Annotated in this window: 24 protein-coding genes and 1 tRNA gene; 21 read left to right on the top strand and 4 right to left on the bottom strand. The window is 54.8% G+C overall.

Annotated elements, in window-relative coordinates; all coding sequences use genetic code 11:
- Window positions 1-9: 9 nt before the first annotated feature.
- From FD02_RS04315 to FD02_RS04270, 11 genes are all read left to right on the top strand, one after another.
- On the top strand, window positions 10-633 hold the full coding sequence (locus tag FD02_RS04315; protein ID WP_056950778.1) for a phage tail protein: 624 nt from the start codon (window positions 10-12) through the stop codon (window positions 631-633).
- Window positions 634-732: 99 nt separating this feature from the next.
- Entirely contained in the window at window positions 733-1,098 is a 366-nt protein-coding gene (locus FD02_RS04310; RefSeq protein WP_056950776.1) for a phage tail tube assembly chaperone, read from the top strand.
- A 10-nt stretch (window positions 1,099-1,108) separates the two neighbouring features.
- Window positions 1,109-1,300, top strand: a complete 192-nt coding sequence (locus FD02_RS11460) for a hypothetical protein (protein ID WP_054722683.1) — start codon at window positions 1,109-1,111, stop codon at window positions 1,298-1,300.
- A 64-nt stretch (window positions 1,301-1,364) separates the two neighbouring features.
- Entirely contained in the window at window positions 1,365-4,568 is a 3,204-nt protein-coding gene (locus FD02_RS04300) for a tape measure protein (RefSeq protein WP_056950773.1), read from the top strand.
- A 9-nt stretch (window positions 4,569-4,577) separates the two neighbouring features.
- Window positions 4,578-6,068 (top strand): distal tail protein Dit, encoded by a 1,491-nt coding sequence (locus FD02_RS04295; protein ID WP_056950770.1) that lies wholly within the window; start codon window positions 4,578-4,580, stop codon window positions 6,066-6,068.
- Entirely contained in the window at window positions 6,068-8,470 is a 2,403-nt protein-coding gene (locus tag FD02_RS04290) for a phage tail spike protein (RefSeq protein ID WP_054722698.1), read from the top strand. Before FD02_RS04295 ends, FD02_RS04290 begins: the two co-directional genes overlap by 1 nt.
- The gene (locus FD02_RS04285; RefSeq protein ID WP_054722700.1) at window positions 8,467-8,910 is read left to right on the top strand and encodes a hypothetical protein; all 444 of its coding nucleotides are present in this window, start codon (window positions 8,467-8,469) and stop codon (window positions 8,908-8,910) included. Before FD02_RS04290 ends, FD02_RS04285 begins: the two co-directional genes overlap by 4 nt.
- Complete coding sequence (locus tag FD02_RS11055; RefSeq protein WP_082603297.1) at window positions 8,903-9,037, top strand: XkdX family protein; 135 nt, start codon at window positions 8,903-8,905, stop codon at window positions 9,035-9,037. Before FD02_RS04285 ends, FD02_RS11055 begins: the two co-directional genes overlap by 8 nt.
- On the top strand, window positions 9,034-9,429 hold the full coding sequence (locus tag FD02_RS11455) for a hypothetical protein (protein WP_235806669.1): 396 nt from the start codon (window positions 9,034-9,036) through the stop codon (window positions 9,427-9,429). The genes FD02_RS11055 and FD02_RS11455 overlap by 4 nt, the downstream gene beginning before the upstream one ends.
- A complete protein-coding gene (locus FD02_RS04275; RefSeq protein ID WP_054722704.1) occupies window positions 9,426-9,674 on the top strand; it encodes a phage holin in 249 nt (82 codons plus the stop codon). Before FD02_RS11455 ends, FD02_RS04275 begins: the two co-directional genes overlap by 4 nt.
- Window positions 9,671-10,750, top strand: coding sequence for a LysM peptidoglycan-binding domain-containing protein (locus FD02_RS04270; protein WP_056950767.1), 1,080 nt, complete (start codon window positions 9,671-9,673; stop codon window positions 10,748-10,750). The genes FD02_RS04275 and FD02_RS04270 overlap by 4 nt, the downstream gene beginning before the upstream one ends.
- An 89-nt stretch (window positions 10,751-10,839) precedes the next feature.
- Here the strand turns inward: FD02_RS04270 and FD02_RS04265 are convergent, their stop codons facing one another.
- Together FD02_RS04265 and FD02_RS04260 are read right to left on the bottom strand one after the other, a co-directional pair.
- On the bottom strand, window positions 10,840-10,986 hold the full coding sequence (locus tag FD02_RS04265; protein WP_235806668.1) for a hypothetical protein: 147 nt from the start codon (window positions 10,984-10,986) through the stop codon (window positions 10,840-10,842).
- A 284-nt stretch (window positions 10,987-11,270) separates the two neighbouring features.
- Window positions 11,271-11,358, bottom strand: a tRNA-Ser gene (locus tag FD02_RS04260).
- 115 nt (window positions 11,359-11,473) lie between these two features.
- Between FD02_RS04260 and FD02_RS04255 the strand changes: the two genes are divergently transcribed.
- Window positions 11,474-11,857 carry a hypothetical protein gene (locus FD02_RS04255; RefSeq protein ID WP_054722711.1) on the top strand — a complete coding sequence of 128 codons (384 nt, stop codon included), beginning with the start codon at window positions 11,474-11,476 and terminating at the stop codon, window positions 11,855-11,857.
- A complete protein-coding gene (locus FD02_RS04250) occupies window positions 11,854-12,246 on the top strand; it encodes a DUF1093 domain-containing protein (RefSeq protein WP_056950762.1) in 393 nt (130 codons plus the stop codon). The genes FD02_RS04255 and FD02_RS04250 overlap by 4 nt, the downstream gene beginning before the upstream one ends.
- On the opposite strand, the gene FD02_RS04245 is transcribed toward FD02_RS04250, so the two are convergent.
- Entirely contained in the window at window positions 12,243-12,461 is a 219-nt protein-coding gene (locus FD02_RS04245; protein ID WP_082603296.1) for a hypothetical protein, read from the bottom strand. The two genes, FD02_RS04250 and FD02_RS04245, sit on opposite strands and share 4 nt — an antisense overlap.
- Window positions 12,462-12,575: 114 nt before the next feature.
- Here FD02_RS04245 and FD02_RS04240 point away from each other — a divergent pair, with 114 nt between their 5' ends.
- From FD02_RS04240 to FD02_RS04210, 7 genes are all read left to right on the top strand, one after another.
- The gene (locus FD02_RS04240; protein WP_056950759.1) at window positions 12,576-13,067 is read left to right on the top strand and encodes a DUF3013 family protein; all 492 of its coding nucleotides are present in this window, start codon (window positions 12,576-12,578) and stop codon (window positions 13,065-13,067) included.
- A gap of 9 nt (window positions 13,068-13,076) precedes the next feature.
- Complete coding sequence (gene prmA, locus FD02_RS04235) at window positions 13,077-13,979, top strand: 50S ribosomal protein L11 methyltransferase (RefSeq protein ID WP_054722718.1); 903 nt, start codon at window positions 13,077-13,079, stop codon at window positions 13,977-13,979.
- The gene (locus FD02_RS04230) at window positions 13,976-14,719 is read left to right on the top strand and encodes an RsmE family RNA methyltransferase (RefSeq protein WP_056950756.1); all 744 of its coding nucleotides are present in this window, start codon (window positions 13,976-13,978) and stop codon (window positions 14,717-14,719) included. Before prmA ends, FD02_RS04230 begins: the two co-directional genes overlap by 4 nt.
- The gene (locus tag FD02_RS04225; RefSeq protein ID WP_054722720.1) at window positions 14,712-15,035 is read left to right on the top strand and encodes a hypothetical protein; all 324 of its coding nucleotides are present in this window, start codon (window positions 14,712-14,714) and stop codon (window positions 15,033-15,035) included. The genes FD02_RS04230 and FD02_RS04225 overlap by 8 nt, the downstream gene beginning before the upstream one ends.
- Window positions 15,036-15,114: 79 nt before the next feature.
- A complete protein-coding gene (locus FD02_RS04220) occupies window positions 15,115-17,340 on the top strand; it encodes a RelA/SpoT family protein (RefSeq protein WP_056950753.1) in 2,226 nt (741 codons plus the stop codon).
- Between the two features lie 10 nt (window positions 17,341-17,350).
- The gene (dtd, locus tag FD02_RS04215) at window positions 17,351-17,803 is read left to right on the top strand and encodes a D-aminoacyl-tRNA deacylase (RefSeq protein ID WP_054722722.1); all 453 of its coding nucleotides are present in this window, start codon (window positions 17,351-17,353) and stop codon (window positions 17,801-17,803) included.
- Window positions 17,796-18,422, top strand: a complete 627-nt coding sequence (locus tag FD02_RS04210; RefSeq protein WP_054722724.1) for an HAD hydrolase-like protein — start codon at window positions 17,796-17,798, stop codon at window positions 18,420-18,422. The genes dtd and FD02_RS04210 overlap by 8 nt, the downstream gene beginning before the upstream one ends.
- Before the next feature lie 55 nt (window positions 18,423-18,477).
- Here the strand turns inward: FD02_RS04210 and FD02_RS04205 are convergent, their stop codons facing one another.
- The gene (locus FD02_RS04205) at window positions 18,478-19,809 is read right to left on the bottom strand and encodes an N-acetylmuramoyl-L-alanine amidase family protein (protein WP_056950749.1); all 1,332 of its coding nucleotides are present in this window, start codon (window positions 19,807-19,809) and stop codon (window positions 18,478-18,480) included.
- 342 nt (window positions 19,810-20,151) lie between these two features.
- Here FD02_RS04205 and hisS point away from each other — a divergent pair, with 342 nt between their 5' ends.
- Complete coding sequence (hisS, locus tag FD02_RS04200; protein WP_054723400.1) at window positions 20,152-21,432, top strand: histidine--tRNA ligase; 1,281 nt, start codon at window positions 20,152-20,154, stop codon at window positions 21,430-21,432.

Genomic DNA, 21,432 nt, shown 5'->3' with positions numbered 1-21,432 from the left:
GCTAAATTTATGGCATTAGTAGGACTGAACATGGTGTCGTTTGCACTGATTGATCCAATCACCCAACAGATTCTAAAAGGTGATGCAGGTTTAAGCGCAGATGGGCTTTATAAAGTTGACACTAAGGATATGGGGTCAAAAACGGCCAACATCACTGGTCTGGTTGGCTCTAGCACCAAGCGTTACGGGAACAACGTAGCCCAGCAGGTGACCTATGGGGCAGCGTCTCCACAGATTGCTTGGGACGGGCTCAATCTAGACTTTGACGTCAAACAAAAGATTAAGGGCTTTGTGAGCGATAGTAAGGGTGGATGGGTTCCAGCCGATGAACCTGCTCATATTGCGGTTCTGATTGAATCTGGTAGTCTGTCGGGCGGCAGTGTTTATTTCGGCTTTGGTAACTGCACTGCGGCTGAAAGCGAAGCCAACATTCAAACTGACGACGACAATAAGCAGATTGTCGATGATGCGCTGACCATTTCGGCGCTCGACACAATTGCTTTCGGTCACAAGCCTTTCAAGATTTACAACAGCCAAGACGCGTCATTTGATGAAGCGGCAATGCTGAAGGACGTCATGGGTGGTTATGTAGCGGGTACTGGCACGAGTACTGGTACGGGTACTGGCAAGTAAGCGAACACCCGCATGGGCTTATTGAGGATACGAGCCGGCACTAGCGGCAAGCACGTGCAAGCCGTGCTGTCGGCGTTAATCTTTTAAGGAGAATGTGAAATGAAAATTAAAGAAGCTAAACTAAGCAGCCGTGAGCATATCGTCAAGGTGACCAACCGCGTTATGAAGGCCACGTTGGCCTTACAGCTTATGATGGCGCAGGTCGATGACGTTGAAGACGCGGACCTAACGCCGATAGAACAGCTTAAGCAACAGCAGAAGCTGATTGATGACGTGATTAATTACATCACGGACACACTAAGGCTCAACCAGAAGGAGCAGGAAAAGCTAGACGACTTAGAGTTTGGCGAGACAGTCGAAATTGCAAACAACGTTATTTTACGCGTGCAGGGCTTAAGTGATGAAGATATTGCCAAGTTGAACCGTGAGGCAGAACAGGCGGACGACAAAAGCGAAGCCGAATAAGCGTAAAACGGTGTTTGAGCTTCGTAACAAGCTAGAAGACCTCAAGCTGTCGGGGCAAGACACATTGGTATATCTGCACTGGACACCTGACGAGTGGTTAGACGCGCCGTTCTATGAGCTTTTGGAGCTTAAAATGGCAAAAAAACCAGAGGATCGCCAGCAAGACCCCGAACAAATGCTCAAAGGGCTAGGCTTGATGTGACGCATGGGATAGTTGGCTTGCCTAGCCTCCTATCCCTTTTTTTCTAAAAGGAAGTGTAATAAGCATGGCACAAAAAATTCAAGCCGAGATGAGCACGCAGGTCGCGCTTGACACGCTCAAAGCCGAAACGTCTTTAAAGTCGCTTAATGCCGTTATCAGCTCAACAAAAAATGCGTGGAAGTCGCAGGAAGTTGCACTCAAGTCCACTGGCGAGTATTTAAAGGCGGCCGAGGTGCGCTACAAGGGCCTTGGCGATTCCATCAAGGCACAGGAGTCCAAAATTGACAGCCTACGTGACAAGCAAAAGGGCCTGGACGTCACGACTAAAGATGGCGCGGCAAGCTATCTCAAATATCAAAAGGACATTGATGCCGCTACTACCCAGCTAAAATCGCTTGAATCCCAGCAGACGCGGGCAAAAACTAGTCTTGAATATCAGAAGTCAGGACTGGCTAGCTTACAGACTGAATACAAGCAAATCACCACGATTTCTAGCAGCTATGTTGAGCGGCTCAAGGCTGAAGGCAAGCAGCAAGAAGCCAACAAAGCGCAGATGACGGGTTACAAGGACAGCATCAGTAACCTGAACAAGCAGCTGTCAGCACAAGAAAAAGAATTGGAGCGTGTCGCCACTGCCAGTGGTAAGGACAGTAGTGCATACAAAACTCAGGTAACGCGAGTCAACGAGACGGCTACTGCTTTGGCAAAGACTAAAACCAGCATGACTGAATTAGATTCTGCCATGAAGAAGGCTAACCCGTCTGTATTCACTCGGATTAAGACTGCTATATCTGGAACGAACAAGGAAGCCGAAAAGACACCGTCACTATTTAAGAAGATAGTCGCAGGTGGTCTGGTCACCAATGCAATTAGCAATGGCTTTAGCACGCTCACCAGCAGTCTCAAGTCAACAATCACAAGCGGCCTTGAGCTAGATGAGGCCGGTGAAAAGATTAATGACACATGCAAGAACATGGGTAAGAATGCCAATGACATTCAGATCCTTGGCGATCAGATGGGCTATCTCCGTGCGCAAACCGGGGCGAGTGGCACAGAAATAAACACAATGCAGAAGTCCGTTGACAGCTTCACCCACGGTGTGACGGAAAAAACGACCGTTATTTCCGCAGGCTTAGCTGGCATTGCCACGGCGTCTCACATTGGCGGTTCAGGCATGGACACACTGGCAAAATCCATGCAAAAAGTGGTCGCCAGCGGTGACTTAACTTCTGGTGGATTGACGAGGCTAGAAAAACAGGCGCCGACACTAGGCGCACAGCTTGCTAAGGCAGCGGGTGTCTCCCAAAGTGCTTTTGCCGCCATGGTTGCCAAGGGTAAAATCTCCAGCGCCGATTTTCAAAATTTGCTATACAAAATTGGAACAACATCAGGTGACACCTTTAAAACCTACGGCAAGACTGCCGAGGGTGCGATGGCGCAAATTCGGGGTGGTTGGACGAGCTTAAAGGCCAAGCTGGCGGCACCGTTGCTGGAAGTTAAAAACTCAGGCATGGCAAGCCTATCATCTTTGATAACTAGCCCAGTTGTACAAAATGCGGCTACTAGCCTTGGCAATGGGCTAGCCTACGTTGCTAACATGGCGAAAAAGGGCCTAGACTACATTTCTGCTCACAAAAAAGACGTAACAGGCATTGCAAGCGACCTGTGGGACATTGCTAAGATTGTCGGTGGTGAAGTCTGGTCAATCGCCAAGACAACGATCAAAGACATTGCAGGCTGGCTAGGTGTTGGTGGCAAGAATGCTAAGACGATGAAGGACCCGCTTGGTACTGTTCATGACATTCTCGACAAAATTGTTAAGAACAAGAGCGGCATTCAAGACACGGTAAAAGTTTTGGCTGGACTGTGGGCGACAAAAAAGGTGCTTGAATTTGCAGGCGCTGTTGGCCGTGTCTACAGCGGGCTGAAATCGCTCGGTGCGTCAAGTCTTGGCCAGTCCATTGCAAATAACCTAAAGAAGTTATCAGGGTCAAAGTTTGGGACGGCAACAGCAGTAGTCACGATCGCGTATGATGCAATCAGTGATATCAAGGACCTGACAAAGGCATTCGGCAAGAGTGGCACAGTCGGCCAGAAGTTCCATTCAGTCGGTGAAACCGCAGGCACTGCTATTGGCGGTGGCATTGGCTTCTTCTTCGGTGGACCGTTGGGAGCAGCCGTTGGTGCCTCAATTGGTAAAGTAGTCGGCGGATGGGCAGGAGACGCAACCAAGAAGTTCACCGATGGCTGGAATGCGAAGGCTAAGCCTAAGGACTGGCTTGGCAAGCTTGGTTTTGATGCCAAAAAAGGTGCCACAGGCATTGCCAAGTGGTGGAAAGGCATTAAAACACAAAATGACAGGTCGAATGCTCAAATGGAAAAGCAACAAGCCGCGGCCAACAAGAAGTTTAAAAAGTCATGGGATACATTTTGGGGCAACGTTGGGGACAAAACTAGCAGCACATGGTCAGACGTTAAGAAGCACGTCAGTGATGGCTTAAGCAGTATCCAGTCTAAGTCAAAGAGTGGCATGAGCAGTGTTAAGTCACACATTTCAGACGCGTGGACAGCCGTTAATTCCAAGACTAGTAGCACATGGTCCAGTATCAGGAAGTATGCCGGCAGTGGCGTTGATTGGATAGCAAGTCACATTAGGGGTGGCTGGAGCGGTCTAGGCGGAGTCGTTGGCCGCATCTTTGGCGGAGTCGCGAATGCTATTCTGCACCCGATCCAGACGGCTAAGTATCTGCTTGGCGGACTTGTGAATGGCATCAAAGGACTATTCAACTTTCGCATCAGATTGCCGCACATTCCGCTACCGCATTTTGACATTTCCGGCAGTATGAATCCATTGGACTGGATAAAGCATCACACGCTGCCTCACATTAGTGTTGATTGGTATGCCAATGGTGGCCTTATCAACACGCCAACATTGCTATCTGCGGCGGGTAACCGTATGGCAGTGGGCGGTGAAGCAGGCCCTGAAATGGTTGTGCCACTGTCAGCATCAAAGGCTAGTCGTGCATGGCAACTGCTGGGACAGGCGGTACAGCAGATTAATGCCAGTCAAGCCTCGGCACAGACACAGCTACCTGCACAGGCTGATAACAGCGACCTTATCGCCGCTATTAATGCTTTAGGCGTGCTGATTACGAAGCTCAGCTTCAACGTGCAAATTGGCGATGACCAGTTCTACCCGAAGGTAGCACCAAAGGTAAAGGCATATAACGACCGTCAGAATAGCTTCAGGACGTCATGGCAGGATTAGGAGGTGACTATGACAGGAATAAGTTTAATCTATAACGGCGTCGAGTTGAGCCAATGGATCGATGTCACGGACGTGCAGCGCAACGTAGGGACCGCTCACAGCAATACCATGGTCAAGGTCGGACAGTCAGACGGTCAGTTGTGGCAATACATGAGCCGCGACGCCAAGACTATTACGGTTACCGGCATTATCACCAATGCTAACCTTGCGAACTTACGCCGTGAGCTTGCGGCCGCAATTGACGTTGACGAACCGAAGCAACTAATCGTTGGTGATGACATTGGTGTGTATTATCTTGCGATTTATGATAGCCAGCCAACTATTGCTGAGGACTGGCGAAGCGGCACCATCAGCTTGTCATTTATTGTCCCCGATGGCGTTGCACGTTCACTGACGACCACCACAGCTACCAACACTGACGGCACGGACACCGTCAGCTTTAATAACGCTGGCAGCTATAAGTCTTACCCCGTCATTACAGCCACAATGAGCGGTGACAATGGATTTTTGGGCCTTGCAAGCTCAGCTGGTGGCTACCTTGAGTTTGGTGACGCTGAATCGCCGGACAAGATCTATGGCACTAAGTCTGACCGGGCACTTTGGTGGAGCTACAGAAGCCAGCCGGCGGGCGCCGAGATAAATAAAAGCTGCGTGACGGCTTATCCATACCGCTTGAATGACAGCAAGTATCCAAACGCTTTTGACGGGTCGCTCAAGTTTGGTATGGGGTCAAGTAAAGAAGTAGCTACCCCAGTTTGGGCTTCTAACTCGGCCGCTGTTTGGCACGGTCCGGCTATCCACGGGGGGATCGGAACCAATATCAATGGCGTCAGGACTGGTTACTTTACATTCGCTAACCGCGTTGACTTCAAGCCGACGAAAAAAGGCTTTGGGCGTGTCGAGTACAACTTGGAAAATGATGGTAAAAGCGGTATTGCAGCGATCTTGCGTGATTCTCTTGATACGTCCGCAAATCGTACTTTTGAATGTGTCGTCGGGACGCTGAGCGACACCGTACACCCGCTTAAGTCTTATGCAATTCCATCCAGTTGGAAGACATTCGTTGAGGCTAAGATAACACGCAAGGGTAACACCATAACTTGGCAGCTGGATGAAATAAATGGCAAACACAGTTGGCACTGGTCAACCACGATGGCAGAACTTGGCGCAATGGAAATTACTGGTGTAACCATCTGGCCGCAGAAGTACTCAAACAATGCCGACCTTGACATTGAGCTAACAGATACTAAGTTCACTTGGGAAAATGAGACGACAGTCACAGACATTCCCAATTTGTTTGCGGATGGCGATGTGGTCACGATTGATACACAAAACAAAAAGATTCTAGTGAACGGCGTTGAGGACCGTGGACTGCAAGAAATCGGCAATCATTGGGACGACTTCTATCTGACACCCGGCAATAACACAATTACAGTTGATGGCAGCAGCTGGGCGACCCAGCCAACTATCACAGTCAATTATCAGGAGGCGTATGTATAATGGACTTTTACTTTACGGACCGCCAGTATAACCTGCTGGGTATTGCCTCAACTGAACGCGGACGGTTTAGGATAGCCGGTGAGATTGAAGCACAAAGCACCACAGCAAGTACTGTCGCTTTGACTGGCAATGTTTACTTTGCCAAGGATGACCTGAACGACGCAATCAATATGGTTGTGGGCGAGGGCGGTAACTATATACTTTATGAAGACGACCGCGGTGTTGGGCACTTTATGACGATTCAGAACACGCAGGTTGACAACACCGGGTGCTCAATCAACTTTCAGGCTGATGATGCCGGTAATGATCTGAAAAATGAAATTGTGGGAGCCCACACGGCTACCAAAGCGATGACATTTGCCCAATACTTTGCCATGTTCTGCGCAGATTCCGGCTGGGAACTTGGCCTCAACGAAATCCCTACCAATGTACGCACGCTTGAATTTACCAGCGAGCAAACTAGCTATGACCGCATGTTGGAAGTTGCAAATGACTTCGGCGTAAGCCTCTATTATACATTTACGATTGAGGGCATGACCGTTGTACACCGATATCTAAACGTGGTGAACAAGCTGGGTAGTAACACCAACGTGACGCTACGGCAAGGCACTGATATTAGCCAGATTGTGAGTGAGACCAGCACGGCTGACTTACACACAAGCATTAAAGCCTATGGTTCAACGACAGACGGCAAGACTGCACCGCTTAATCTCGTGGGATATAAGTGGACCGACTCGACTGGCCAGTTTGTTCTCGGAAGTGACGGGGTACTGCGCGACACTATCGCTATCCGCACATGGTCTCGCCTGCGGAGCAATAACAATCCAACACCAGAGTCTAGCCATCTACAAATGGTGAAGACTTATGATGCCACGACTCAAGCTACCCTATTGCAGTCTGCACTGGCTGACCTAAAGCAGTACAATCACCCCGCCGTGAACTACACCGTCACGATGGCGCGTGTGCCATCTGAGCTAAGCAAGGGCGATACCGTTAGCGTTGAAGACGAAGCGCAGAATTTATACTTGTCAGCGACCGTGCTTGAGGTTGACAAGTGTTACTCGATTCCGTCAAACAGCACTATGATACTAGGCGACTTTAAAATTGAGCATGACCAGACATCAGCGCAGATTAAACAGGCAGCTAAAACTGCTGAAGATGCAGTCAGCAAGGCTACAACGGCCTTTAGCTACGCAGCTACGGTTGATGATAAAGCAGATAAAGCACAGGCCACAGCTAACACTGCGCAGACTACTGCGTCTACCGCACAGGATACTGCTGACACTGCTCAGACTACTGCCGCCAGCGCTGTTCAAGTTGCCGAAAAAGCACAGGCATCAGCCTATGCAAATAGAACCTTCATTAAGTCCGCGACCGTGCCTGACACGGCCAACTTGCCAGTCAATGCCGTGTGGTTGCAACCGGCTGATGGTGCGACTCCAGCATCTGCTAAGACTTGGGACGGGAAAACTTGGCAGGATACGCAAATCGAATCAAGCCTAATTGCTGATAACATCGTGGGTAAGACTATCACTGGTAGCACCTTTGCTAATGAAAGTGGAACATTCAGCATTGATACAGACGGAACCATTAATGGCGCAATGATTGTACTCACCCCTAGTATCCAAGACGGAAACACGTACGAAGGGGCGATGACCGCCGCAGACGGCGTAGTATACGAGGTCACCAAGGCTAATGGTGAGCAATCATTTGTGGCTGCTAACTGGTCTTCTGTACAGGCACAACACGTGGCGCTTGATGGAACGTCCACTGTAGCTGAACTGGACTCTGATACCGGGACTGTGCAGGTGCTGAACTTGGACAAGGACTCGAACACGGTTTCGTCGGTGGTTATTGACGGAGAATCCGTTACAGTACTGAAAGACGATTCCCATATGATGATGAGCCTCGATAGTGGGCTAGACGTAGTTCACGTCAACAATGACAAGTCCAAGGATGTGTACGGTATCGGCCCGCTGGGGTTACAACTACAAACCATCTCGGCCGACAACAAGGTGACCTCCGGTGTCTTAGATGCATGGGGGCTATCACGACTGAACTCGATTGGAACAAAACTATGGTCAGGCGCGTGGGGCATGGGCGGCACTACGACGCTCACCCTTTCTAAGCCCATTAGTGATTGCCTGAATGGAATTGTTCTATTGTGGGGCACTGGTAAAACGAACGCTCCGGGGGCAAGCGACTATACGATGACATTCATTCCGAAATGGTTTGCTGCTGACCATAGTGGACGCGGTATTGATTGCTTTGTCGGAAACGCTGGCAAGAACACGTTCGGCATCAAGTACATCTATGTTACTGACACAACTTTGAAGGGATATGCCAACAACGGGTCAAACTTAGCTGCGAGCAAGGTATTACAGGGGGTGTACGAATATTGAAGCTTAAGCTAAAGACAGACAGAGACGGGTACATTATTGCAACATCACCCGTTCACGGTGACGTGGAAGTCCCTGACGACATTGCAAGTAAGATTATTGTCGGAGTGTCAAAATTGGTTGGTGGTGAGCTGTACTATCGCATTTCATTTGAGACTGACGCTGACGGGTACTTGACTGGCTATGGCACTGACCCGAGTGGCGACCAACTGGTTCTTGAGTCGGAGCTAGAACAAGCGATTCCGGGAGCAACGAAACTGATTGATGGGCACCTTGCCGTTGATCAAGCAAAGGCGAATGAACTCGCCAAGGCGGCTGATATGCCGGTGCCTGACGCGCAGGACTTAATCAACGCGCAAATGATGAAGACGACCGCCCAACTCATGCTGACTAACGCGGCGCTCATGAAGCGGGTGGCAGAAATGGAGGTAAAAGATGGCTGACCAAATAAAACTTTACTATCAGATGGGTATCTACACGGCGGCAGACTTGCCGCTTTTTGTGTCCATCGGGTGGCTGACACAGGCCGAGGCGGACGAACTGACAGGGGAGAAGGCGGCAGAAGTGTGAATCCTTTCGATCCAGAATTTATAGACCACGTCGTGCATCTCAATACGGTTGTCACCGCAATCACTGGTACCGGCATCGTGGGCGCAATCGTTTGGGGGGCGAAGACAATCAAGAGACGAATCGAATTAGACCGCGGCGCCCATGAGCGTAAACTCGCGATGCTGGAAGACAACGACCGGCTTCAACACGCTGGCATGGTGGCTTTACTACACCACGAGATATACGAGCTGTGTAATGGGCACATAGAGCGCGGGAGCATCAGTACCGGCGACTTAGACGACCTGGGTTATCTTTTCACCAGCTACAAAGCATTAGGCGGAAACGGCACTGGTGAGGCTTTGTATAAAAAGGTACTGGCCTTGCCAATCAAAAATCAGGAGGAATCAGCATGAAACTGAATATGAAGGCCCGGCTAAAGTCGTGGCCGTTCTGGGCAGGCATCATTGGTGCCTGCTTTTATATTGCCAACACCAGCTTTGGGCTGGGTATCAGTGATGACACCGTGAACACTGTCATGAACGTGGCGGCTATGGTGGCCACGGCGCTAGGCGTTACCGTTGACCCGACCACTGCTGGTGTGGGCGACAGCTCGCAGGCACTGACCTACGATAAGCCTAAGAAGGAGGATAACGCATGACTATGAAAGGCATCGACGTGTCGAGCTACCAGACGGCCGCTCAAGCCGGCATGTCCGGCATCGACTTCACCATCATCAAGGCCACGCAGGGCCGCAGCTACGTCAACCCATTGTGTAACGCGCAGTGGGACGCGGCGGGCAAGGCGGGGCACCTGCGGGGGCTCTACCATTACGCCAGCGGTGGTGACCCGGCCAAGGAAGCCGATTACTTCATCGCGCAAATCAAGAACTATGTCGGCAAGGGCATCCTGGCCTTGGACTGGGAAGCCGGTCAAAACGCTGCCTGGGGGAGCAAGTCCTGGGCGCTTACCTTCGTCAAGCGCATCCATAGCAAGACGGGCGTCTGGCCAGTAATCTACGTGCAGGCCTCGGCAATCGCCCAGGTAGCTTCCTGCGCACCGTACTGCGGCCTGTGGATCGCAGGCTACCCGACTAATGCGGCCAGCTGGACGGTGCCGTCCTTCATCTACTCCACCGGAGCCTGGAAGTCAGCAACTATCTGGCAGTTCAGCTCAGGTGGTAGTCTTGATCGAAATGTTGCATATGTCAGTGCAGCAGGTTGGAACGCCATTGCCAAGGCTAGCAAAGTCAAGACGGCGGCCGCCAAGGTGACGACTGCTGTTAAGATTGTTGCTAAGAAGGCCACCTACTCGACCAAAAAGAAAACGGTCTGGCGCATGGCCACCGATACCGTCGCTGGGAAGACTGGCAACGGCAAGACCCGGGTCAAGACGCTCGGCAAGTACTACACCGGGGTGCAGGCCGCGGCCAACTACCTGATGAAGTCCACTAGCAAGGCGACCGCGATGAAGGCCCTGGCGGCCGAGACCAAGAAAGGCGTCTTCGGCACCGGCTCGACCCGGAAGGCTATCCTTGGCACCTGGTACGATGAGGTGCAGGCCATCATCAACGGGGCCACTATGGCTGCTCCTGCGGCACGCACCTACACGGTCAAGTCTGGCGACACTCTGTCCGGCATTGGCTCAAAGCTGGGCGTGGCATGGGCGACGCTGGCCACGAAGAATGACATCAAGAGCCCGTACACCATCTACCCTGGGCAAAAGCTCAAGTACTAGACAACAATGCCCTCGGCCATCTGGTCGAGGGCATATTTTTTTGCCACAAACACGCTCCAAGAATGAAATCTGAAACGTGTTACTTCCTATTAATTTGGCTCATCGCCACCCCAGTACAGGGTGACAGTTGCGTGCGCGTCTTGGCTGATGTAGTAGTCGAGCGTGATTGAGAACCCCTCGACGTGCCAGCTAGGCAACGCCCAGCATCCGAGCTGTGGGAATTCCTTACGAATCAAGATTGCTATTTGATTGAAGTAGCCGAAATCTTTCATAGCGCTTCGCCTCAGAAGCATTATACAAACATGTGTTCGATGAATCAACGATATGCTCATATTGCGCATCGATTTTTGCACACGAATTGGTATACGTCATTGAAACCCGTTGGTACCACTGCACTAGCGGTGCACACAAAATGCACGCAAGATTTAAAAACAACGAAAAGCAACGCAAACCAAAAGCCCCGAAATGCCTATATATCAGCATTTCGGGGCTTCAACGAAGACCAACAAAGTCCTAGATAAGGAGAGTACAGGATTTGAACCTGCGCGCCGGAATGACCCGGTTCGACGGATTTCGAGTCCGTTGCATTACCACTCTGCCAACTCTCCATAACAACGTTTCTTAGTATAGCAAATGCTTAGAATTTTGCAAAGGTGTTCCGGTAAAATGGCGTTCTCGGAGTTGCAAGTTATACTAGATTTAATTGGGTAGGAGGAAATCGCGATGAAACTCTCTTGGATCAAACTGCCAGCCTTATACGGTGTGTTATATTGGTGCTTTGCCGCGGTGATGCTGGCCGGCGCCGGGGCCATGGCGGTGGCGCAAGGCTTCAGCGTCGGTGCCGTGGCGAAGTTGTTGCTGGCGTGGCAGAACCAGTGGTGGTGGCTGGCGCTAGTTGGGTTATTGCTGCACGTGTTGGCCTACGCCAAGTCGCTGCGCTCGGTGAAGCTGATGGTGACTAACACCATTGGCACCTGCGCGTTCGTTGCCTATATTCTAATTCCCAACTTCATGCCGATTATTTTGGTGGTGCACGCGGTGGTGCTGGCGGTATTGATTCGCCACCGGTCACGCGTCGTGTCCGACCCACAAGGAGCGTTACGATGAAAAAACGCATCATTGGCTTGGTTGTTGTCGCATTACTGGCCATCGGTGGCTGGCAGGTGTATCGCTATTGGGACACGACGTACCACGGCGTAACGGCCTACGCCAAGGTAGGGGCAAGCCAAAAGGTCGCCTCGAAAAACGACGACGGCTCGCCGTATCGAATTAACGGCAAGCAGGTCTACACCTACGAATACAAGCACGTGACCTGGGTGACCACCAGCGGCCAAGTGCGGCACGTCGATTTTAGTAGCCTCGAGAAAACCAATCCGCAGCGGCTGGCGCCAGGCACCTATGTCAAGGCCACGATTTCGCAAAAACGGGTGATCAGCGGGCCCAATCCGGTGGTGGCTAGCGCGCTGCCGGCAAAGGTGAAAGCAAAGCTCGATTAATCGGCCAACACGGCGGTGAGCACCCGCGTCAGCAATTCCTCGCTGTAGGTTCGCGCCTCGTTCAGCGCGTAAGTGGTGAGCTCGGCCGGCGTCGCGTCTGGGGCCTGTTCCTGCCAGGCGGCGAGGCGGGCTGCCAGCTGCGGCTCGGTGAATTGCTCACTGGTCAAAGTGTCGGCGATGTCCGCGATGGTGGTACGCAAAGTCAGTTTATCCATAATAGCCTCCGGTTGGTTCTAGTATACCGAGTCACGCAACTTTTCTCTAATCTGCTTTGCTGATTGGTGGTTGTGGGCTATGATAGGAGGAACAACGCACGCGAAAGGAAAACCATGACTACCAATTTACTCGATTATCTTGGCGACAAAATGGACGCCTTGGACTTTGATGGCGACCTCGACTTGAACTGGGACAAAGAAGCGCACGTTTTTGAGTTGGAGCTGACGATGTACACGGAAGCCGCCGGCGAGTTTGCCGTCGAGGACCAAGACGGCCGCGAGATTCAAGACGGCGAAATCGATTATAGCGACGCGATCTTGTTCTATGATCAAACTCGGCTTAAGGGCGCGGACTACGCGGATAATTACCTGACCACCATCGGCTTTGCGGGCAAAAAAGGGCTCGACCAAGCGCACCTCGATGGCTTTTTCGTGTATCTGCAGACGTTGCTCAACGACGGGCAAAGCGACTTGTTTGACTTTGTCGATGGGACCAGCAGCGCGGAAACGTTCGCGCTGACGTTTGATGAAGCGGCCTATGCCGCCGCCGTGGCCGCCCAACCTGCGGCCGCGCACACCACGTGGATCCCGTATCCGAAGTACTAGGAGTCGCCTATGGACTGGTTAGCCATTACCATCGACACAAGCAGCGAAGCCGTTTCGGCCGCGAGCAATTTCTTGCTGACGGCGGGGGCTGAAGGGATTCAAATTGTTGACGCGGCCGATCCCGTGGTGCCTGGCGTGCCACATCGCGCCAGTGGGGCAGCGGTGACCGGCTTTTTTGCGCCGGGGCCCCACACCGCGGAGCTAGTGACGACGCTGCAGGCGCAAGTCGCGCAACTGCCACAGTTCGGCTTAGCGTTAGGCAAGGGCACCGTCACCACCAGCGGCGTTAACGAAGCCGACTGGGCGACGGCTTGGGAGCAGTATTACCACCCGGTGCGCGTCACCCGCTACGTGACGATTGCCCCGGCGTGGGGCGACTACGCGCCGCAACAAGCTGGCGAAATCGTGGTTAAGCTTGATCCCGGCTTGGCCTTTGGCACTGGCAGTCACCCGACGACGCAATTGATGATTCGCTTGATGGAGGCGACCTTGCGCGGCGGCGAAACCGTCATCGATGTCGGCACCGGCAGCGGCGTGTTGGCGTTGGTGGCCGCAGACTTTGGGGCAACGCGCGTGTTGGCCACAGATGTCGACGCCGTCGCGGTGACCAACGCGACGCGCAACTTGGCGTTGAATCCGCCGGCGCCAATCACGGTGCAAGCCAGCGACTTGTTGGCCACGGTGAGCCTGCGTGCCGACGTGATTTTGGCGAATATCTTGGCTGAGGTGTTGTTGCCGCTGGTGCCGCAGTTACCGGCACACTTGTTGCCTGGCGGGCAGGTGATTCTTAGCGGCATCTATCACGACCAGCTGGCGAAAATTCAAGCCGCGCTGGCCGCTGCTCACCTGACCATCACCACCTTGAGTCGGCAAGGCGACTGGTATGGGTTAGTCGCTGAGGTGCAGGCATGAATCGATACTTTAGCGATCAGGCGTTTACCACCGGGGCCACGGTGACCCTTGGCGACACCATTGCCCACCACGCGCTGAAGGTGCTGCGGCAAACGACCGGCGATCAATTCGAGTTGGTGAATGCGGCGCACCGCGCGTTTGTCGCCACCATCACGGCCGTGGCGCCGTTGACGGTGAGCATCGGCGCCGACGTGACCCGCGCAGTCGAGCTGCCGCTTGAGGTGACAGTGGTGTGCGGCGTGGGCAAGGGCGACAAGGCCGAGTGGATTGCGCAAAAAGCGACCGAGCTCGGCGCCGCGCACATTCTGTTTTATAATGGGCAATGGGGCACAAGCAAGTGGGCGCCGGACCGCCGGGGCAAGAAGTTGGCGCGGCTACAGGCCATCGTCCTGGGCGCCGCCGAGCAAAGCCACCGCAACCTCGTGCCGACGGTGGGTTTTCTCGCTAACCTTAAGACGCTGGCGCCAGCCGGAGCAAAGCTGGTGGCGTATGAAGAAAGTGCCAAAGCTGGTGAGGCCGCCGGGTTGGTGGCGACACTCGCGGGGAGGCCGCAGGCGTTAACCGTCGTGTTCGGCCCCGAAGGCGGAATCAGCCCCGCGGAGCTCGCCGGGTTAACGGCCAATGGTTTCGTGCCTGCCGGTTTAGGCCCGCGCATTTTGCGTACGGAAACCGCACCATTATACCTGCTCAGCGCCGTGTCCGCGCTGAGCGAATTGCAAGGAGTTCAGCTAGATGAGTAGAGTAATCACATGGGGAAAAACCAAGGCGGGCATGATTGTCTGGATCAGCGTCGTGTTGACGCTGATCATGCCTTGGGTCATCAAATTCGCCGGCGGGTCCGTGGCTTTTCGCGTCGGGTTCTTGTTCATCTTGGTGAACATGGCTTGGGCGATCATCATCGGCCGGTGGTTGCGCAACGGTCAATTACCGTGGTGGTACAGCCTGGTTTTACCGGTGCTGTTTGCCGTGATGGTGGTGTGGCGGTTTGCGCGATACGATTATTTCTTCGTTGTGATTTACTGGGTGTTGACCCTGTTGGCCCGCGCCAAGGACTAGTAATTTCTGTGGTTTTCCGTATAATACAAGTATCGGCACGCGACCACGCGTGCTTTTATTGTAATTGGGGAGGCAAACGATGGCTGAAGAAGTCGAATTAACCCAAGACCAAGTCATGGCGATGTGCCGCGAGTATATGAATGACGAGCACCTGGCCTTCGTCAAAAAAGCGTATGACTTCGCCGCCTATGTCCACAAGGACCAGCGGCGCAAGTCCGGCGAGCCTTACATCATCCACCCGATTCAAGTCGCCGGGATTCTCGCCGAGTTGAAAATGGATCCGGTGACGGTGGCCAGCGGCTATTTGCATGACGTCGTCGAAGACACCAACATCACGCTCGGCGACATCCAAGAAGTCTTCGGCCGCGAAACCGCCTTAATCGTCGACGGGTTGACCAAGCTGAGCAAGGTCACCTACGTCGCCCACAAAGACGAGCTGGCCGAGAATCACCGCAAGATGTTGCTGGCGATGGCCAAGGACATGCGGGTCATTCTCGTCAAACTCGCCGACCGGCTGCATAACATGCGAACCTTGATGCACCTGCGGCCGGACAAGCAGCGCCGCATCGCCAACGAAACGCTGGAAATCTACGCACCGCTCGCCGATCGGCTGGGGATCAGCACCATTAAGTGGGAGCTTGAGGACCTCAGTCTGCGCTACTTGAACCCGCAGCAATACTATCGCATCGCCCAGCTGATGAAGTCCAAGCGCACCGAGCGCGAGGCCTACATCCAAGGCGCCATCAAGGAGATTCAAGCCGCGGTGGCCGACCTCAACATCAGCTACGAGATTTACGGGCGCCCAAAGCACATCTACTCGATTTATAAAAAAATGCGCGACAAGCACAAGCAATTCGACGAGCTGTACGACTTGCTGGCGGTGCGCGTGATCACCAAAACCATCAAGGATTGCTACGCGGTGCTTGGCGCGATTCACACCAAGTGGCGGCCGATGCCGGGGCGCTTCAAGGATTACATCGCGATGCCGAAAGCCAACATGTACCAATCGCTGCACACCACGGTGATTGGCCCGCAAGGCAAGCCGCTGGAGGTCCAGATTCGCACCGAGGAGATGCACCACGTCGCCGAATATGGGGTCGCGGCGCACTGGGCGTATAAAGAAGGACAAACCAGCGAGGTCCAATACGACCAAAACGGCAAGAAGCTCGACTTGTTCCGGGAGATTCTGGAGATTCAAGACGAAAGTAGCGACGCCAACGACTTCATGGAATCCGTGAAGGGCGATATCTTCACCGACCGCGTGTATGTCTTCACGCCGCGGGGAGACGTTTACGAGTTACCTAAGGGTAGCGGTCCGCTGGATTTTGCCTACATGGTCCACACCGAAGTCGGCAACAAAACGGTCGGCGCCAAGGTCAACGGTAAAATCGTGCCGCTGAACTACCAGCTGAAAAACGGGGACATCGTCGAGATGCTCACTAGCGCCGGCTCCAAGCCGAGCCGCGACTGGGTCAACCTGGTCTACACCTCGCGCGCCCGCAACAAGATTCGCCGGTACTTTAAGCTCGAAGACAAGGAAACCAACGCCGAAAAGGGCCAGGACATGCTGGAGCGCCAGCTGCAGGAAATGGGGTTTGCCCCGAAGGACTTCATCGGCAAGGCCCCAATGAAGGAACTGCTGACCAGGCTCAACTTCAGCACCGACGCCGAGCTGATGAGCGCCATCGGCTACGGCGAGTATACGCCAAAGATCATTGCCAACCGCCTGACCGAAAAAGTCCGCCGCGAAAAAGAAGCCGCCGACCAAAAGGCCAAGGAAGAGGCAATTTTAGCCAACAACCAAAAGGTCACCACCGTCAGCCACGAAGGCAAGAAGCCGACCAGCCGCACGCAAGAAGGCGTCGTCATCGAAGGCGTCGACAACTTGCTGGTGCATTTGGCCAAATGCTGCAACCCAGTCCCCGGTGACGCCATCACCGGCTACGTCACCAAGGGTCGCGGCGTGACGATTCACCGCGTCGACTGCCCGAATGTCGCCGCCGACAGCGAAATGGCCGGCCGGCTGATCGAGGTGCAGTGGCAAAATCTCAACGACCAAAGCCAGCTGTTTGATACCGATTTGGAAATCTACGGCTACAACCGCAGCGGCTTGTTGAACGATGTGCTGCAGGCCTTGAACGCGCAAACCAAGAGCCTCAACAACGTCATCGGCCGCGTCGACCACGACAAAATGGCCGACATTCACGTCACCGTCGGCATTCGCAACCTCGCGCACCTCGACCGGCTGATGGATGCGGTGAAGAATATTCCCGACATTTACGAAGTCAAGCGCGCCCAAAGTTAAAGGAGTAGCCATGCGAGCAGTCGTTCAGCGCGTCAGTCACGCGCAAGTTACTATCGCCAATCAAGTCCACGGGGCAATCGACCGTGGCTTTTTGGTGTTACTCGGCGTCGGGCCCAGCGACACACCGGAGACGGTGACCCAGTTGGTGCATAAAATTGCCAAGCTGCGGGTGTTCAGCGACCCCGCCGGCAAAATGAATCTGGCGTTGGCGCAAGTCGGCGGCAGCGTCTTGGTGGTGTCGCAGTTCACGCTGTATGCCGACACGCGCCACGGCAACCGGCCGAGTTTCACGGCGGCGGCCGCCCCGGCCCTGGGCGAGCGATTGTACCAGGCGTTTTGTGCCGAGCTCGCCGCCACCGGGATTCCCGTGGCCACCGGCGAGTTCGGCGCGGACATGCAGGTGAGTCTCACTAATGATGGGCCGGTGACGATTATTTTTGATACGGAGGAAGCTCGTGCTTAACAATGTGATTTGGGATCTCGATGGCACGCTGTACGATACTTATCCCGGGATACTCACGGCGTTGATCGCCACGCTCGCCAAGTTTGGCGTCACCGCCGAGCGTGCGGCGCTGTTCACCACCATCAAGCACGGCTCAGTGCGCGGGGAATTGGCGCGGATCGGCAAAACCATTGGCGTGCCCTACGATACCTTGTGGGCCGACTACCACGACCGCGAAGTGTCCGGCTTTGTGATGCAGGCGCAGGCCTATCCGGACACGGCACGGGTGTTGCGCGGCGTGGTGGCCGCCGGGGGCCAGAACTTCTTGATGACGCACCGCGACGACAGCGCCTGGGCGCTACTGCGTCGCGACGGCTTGGCCGACTTGTTTAAAGGCGGCGTCACCAGCGAACAGCACTTGGCGCGCAAGCCGGCGCCGGATGCCGTGTTGTACATTCTCGACACCTTTGGCCTGCAGCCCGCCAGCACCGCAATGATTGGGGATCGACAGTTGGATGTAGTGGCCGGGCAGGCCGCCGGCGTTGCCGGGATTTATTTTGACATCGACGGCTACCACGATGCGCCGATGGCCGACGCCACGATTCAAACGCTGCCGGCGGTGCTCGATTTGCTGTCGTAACATCAAGACGCGCGCTGCGCATCCCGAATGGGGTGCGCGGCGCGCGTCTTTTGGTTTATTGATGATTGCCGGCTTTGAAGTAGCTGGTGAGGGACTGGGTGACGTCTGTGGCCACCTGCTGGCGGTAGGTCGCCGAGCTGATTTCCTTGAAGTCCTTGTCGGTGTTGATGTAACCCATTTCCAACAAGACACTTGGCTGGCTGTTGTCGCGCAGCACCTGATAATTCCCAAAGGCGATGCCGCGGTTGGTCAGGTTCAAGTTGGTGAACCCGCGGTCCAAGTAACTCGCCAAGGTCTTGCTCTTGCCGCTGCTGTAATAGTAGCTGGTAAAGCCGGTGGCCGAGTTGGCCTTGGGGCTGGAGTCAAAGTGGAAGGAGATGAACACGTCGGCCTTGAGCTTGCGCGAGGTGGCCGCGCGCGGTTCCAAATCGACAAAGCTGTCGGTGTCGCGGGTGTACACGACGTTGGCGCCTTGCGCCGACAGCGCCGCGCCCACGGCCTTGGCCATCAGTAGCGTGTAGGTTTTCTCGTACTTGCCATTGGTCGATAAGGCGCCGGCATCGCTGCCGCCATGGCCGGGATCCAACACGATGGTGGCTTCACCGAGGCTCGTGGCGACTTTGCCGGAGGTGGCGCCTGGCACGGAGACGACCCAGCCGGCGACGTAGCCGGTTTTGCCGGTGCTGGTTTTGACCTGATACCATTCGCCGCTTTGCTTGATCACGGCCAGCTTGGTGTTCTTTGGCACCCGCGTGACCACGCGGGCGTTGAGGCCGGCGGCTTGGCGAATGTTGGCCGCCGTCGTGGCAGTGACGCTGGTGGCGGTGCTGGCCGTGGTCGTGGTGCGGTCGGTGGTGGCAGTCTTTGCGCGCTGCGTCGGCGTGCTAAGCGTCGTGGTGCGGCCGGTGTCGCGAATCAGGCGCGAGGCGACCCAAGCCGCAGTATTATGGTAGGCAATTTGGCTCCAGGGGCCTTCGGTGTAGACGACGTTCACCGCGTCGCCGACGCTGAGGCGGCCGAGAATCTTGGCGGTGGTGCTGGCGCTGGCGCGCACGTTGGCGGCTTGCGTCACCGTGGCGACCTTGGCCGAGCTCGTCGACGGCTCGTTTTGGTCGACCAGCCACGAGGCGACCCAGCCGATTTTGTTGCCGGCCAGGCGCACCTGGTACCAGGAGTTTGATTTTGAAATGACGGTGAGTTGCGTCCCGTTGTTGACGCGGCCCATCACGTTGTAGGCGAGGCCAGGGCCCAGCCGCACGTTTAAGACGCTGGCCCGCACCGTGAGGGTGGTGTTATTCGCCAACACCGTGGTGGTCACGGCCGACACGGCAATCGCGCCGGCGATGAGGAATAACAAAGGCCATTTTTTTATTTTCAGTGGTTTCATGCGCGCCAATCCCTTACATTAGTAGCCTTATTATACCAAACGCCGCGGCGACCGGCGGCGAAATCGCCGGAATTGCGGCGCTTCGTTTGACAATCTTAAACAAAAATCATATTCTAACAGTAATATCTATCAGGCTGATGGCAAAGGAGAAGCGACCGCACTTAAGCGACCCGGGTTGGTGTAAGCCGGGAATAGGTCGTCACGACGCTTTGCCGGTTGATCCGCTTCGGTTGCCACCGTTATGGCTAAGTAAAACACAAGGTGGTACCGTGTCCGCACCCTTCGTCAAACGAGGGGTGTTTTTTCTTTGTTTGGCCTGATTCAATCCTAGAGGAGGCAATTATGCATTATCAACGACCGAAAGGCACCGCAGACATTCTGCCCGGCCAAAGCGCGCTTTGGCAGCGCGTGGAGGCCACGGCGCGCGACATTCTCGCCCGCTATCGCTACGAAGAGATTCGCACGCCATTATTTGAAAACGAAGAGGTCTTCTCCCGCAGTGCCGGCGACACCAGCGACATCGTGACCAAGGAGATGTACACCTTTGAGGACAAAGGCGGCCGCAAAATGGCGCTGCGCCCCGAAGGCACCGCCGGCGTCGTGCGCGCCTACGTGGAAAATAAACTATACGGGCCGGAATTCCAAAAGCCCTACAAGGTGTATTACATGGGCGCGATGTTTCGCTACGAGCGGCCGCAGAGTGGCCGCCAACGCGAGTTCCACCAAATCGGCGTCGAGGCCTTTGGCGCCGAAACGCCGGCCATCGATGCGGAAACCATTGCCTTGGGGCGCGACTTGCTGATGGGCTTGGGTGCCAAGTCGATTCGCGTCGTCATTAACTCGCTGGGCGACCCCGAATCTCGCGCCGCGTATCACGAGGCGCTGGTGGCGTACCTGACGCCGTACCAAGCCGAGCTGTCGCACGATTCCCAGGTGCGCCTGGTGAAAAATCCGCTGCGCATCCTCGACAGTAAGGATGCGCACGACCAGGAAATCGTCAAAGGCGCGCCGAAGATCCTCGATTTTCTCAGCGCAACTGCCCAGCAGCATTTTACCGCCGTGCAGGACTTGTTGGATCACATGGGCATCGCCTATGACATCGACGCCGACATGGTGCGCGGGTTGGATTACTACAACCACACCATTTTCGAATTGATGAGCGACGACCCGGTCTTCGGCGGCGGCTACACCACGGTGCTCGCCGGCGGCCGGTACAACGGCTTGGTGGAAGAACTCGGCGGCCCGCAAACGCCAGGCATCGGCTTTGGCATGGGCGTGGAGCGCGCCATGCTGCTGGCGGCCGGCCAGGTGCCAGCGCCCCACGTGCCGGTGTACATCGTGACGATTTCGCCGGCCGCCACCGCGACCGGGATGGCGTTGGCCAGCGCGATTCGCCAGCAAGGCTTTGCCGTGGATATGGATTACCTCGACCGCAAAGCCAAGGCCCAGTTCAAAACCGCCAACAAGGTCGGCGCCGATTTGGTGCTGACCATCGGCGACAGCGAACTGGAGGCCGACACGGTGCAAGTCAAGGCGATGGCCAGCGGCGAGCAACAAACGCTGCCGATGAGCGAGTTGCGGGAACACTTTGCGCAAGTTTATGCGCAAGCAAAGGAAGATTAA

The organism is Lacticaseibacillus nasuensis JCM 17158 (genome assembly GCF_001434705.1).
Lineage (GTDB): Bacteria > Bacillota > Bacilli > Lactobacillales > Lactobacillaceae > Lacticaseibacillus > Lacticaseibacillus nasuensis.
The sequence above is the reverse complement of the archived record's forward strand: the minus strand, read 5'-3'. Positions and strand labels throughout refer to the sequence as shown.

Coding starts and splice junctions, on each gene's coding strand:
- FD02_RS04315 (WP_056950778.1), top strand. CDS start 10: ATGGCATTAGTAGGACTGAACATGGTGTCGTTTGCACTGATTGATCCA.
- FD02_RS04310 (WP_056950776.1), top strand. CDS start 733: ATGAAAATTAAAGAAGCTAAACTAAGCAGCCGTGAGCATATCGTCAAG.
- FD02_RS04300 (WP_056950773.1), top strand. CDS start 1,365: ATGGCACAAAAAATTCAAGCCGAGATGAGCACGCAGGTCGCGCTTGAC.
- FD02_RS04295 (WP_056950770.1), top strand. CDS start 4,578: ATGACAGGAATAAGTTTAATCTATAACGGCGTCGAGTTGAGCCAATGG.
- FD02_RS04290 (WP_054722698.1), top strand. CDS start 6,068: ATGGACTTTTACTTTACGGACCGCCAGTATAACCTGCTGGGTATTGCC.
- FD02_RS11055 (WP_082603297.1), top strand. CDS start 8,903: ATGGCTGACCAAATAAAACTTTACTATCAGATGGGTATCTACACGGCG.
- FD02_RS04275 (WP_054722704.1), top strand. CDS start 9,426: ATGAAACTGAATATGAAGGCCCGGCTAAAGTCGTGGCCGTTCTGGGCA.
- FD02_RS04270 (WP_056950767.1), top strand. CDS start 9,671: ATGACTATGAAAGGCATCGACGTGTCGAGCTACCAGACGGCCGCTCAA.
- FD02_RS04255 (WP_054722711.1), top strand. CDS start 11,474: ATGAAACTCTCTTGGATCAAACTGCCAGCCTTATACGGTGTGTTATAT.
- FD02_RS04250 (WP_056950762.1), top strand. CDS start 11,854: ATGAAAAAACGCATCATTGGCTTGGTTGTTGTCGCATTACTGGCCATC.
- FD02_RS04245 (WP_082603296.1), bottom strand. CDS start 12,461: ATGGATAAACTGACTTTGCGTACCACCATCGCGGACATCGCCGACACT.
- FD02_RS04240 (WP_056950759.1), top strand. CDS start 12,576: ATGACTACCAATTTACTCGATTATCTTGGCGACAAAATGGACGCCTTG.
- prmA (WP_054722718.1), top strand. CDS start 13,077: ATGGACTGGTTAGCCATTACCATCGACACAAGCAGCGAAGCCGTTTCG.
- FD02_RS04230 (WP_056950756.1), top strand. CDS start 13,976: ATGAATCGATACTTTAGCGATCAGGCGTTTACCACCGGGGCCACGGTG.
- FD02_RS04225 (WP_054722720.1), top strand. CDS start 14,712: ATGAGTAGAGTAATCACATGGGGAAAAACCAAGGCGGGCATGATTGTC.
- FD02_RS04220 (WP_056950753.1), top strand. CDS start 15,115: ATGGCTGAAGAAGTCGAATTAACCCAAGACCAAGTCATGGCGATGTGC.
- dtd (WP_054722722.1), top strand. CDS start 17,351: ATGCGAGCAGTCGTTCAGCGCGTCAGTCACGCGCAAGTTACTATCGCC.
- FD02_RS04205 (WP_056950749.1), bottom strand. CDS start 19,809: ATGAAACCACTGAAAATAAAAAAATGGCCTTTGTTATTCCTCATCGCC.
- hisS (WP_054723400.1), top strand. CDS start 20,152: ATGCATTATCAACGACCGAAAGGCACCGCAGACATTCTGCCCGGCCAA.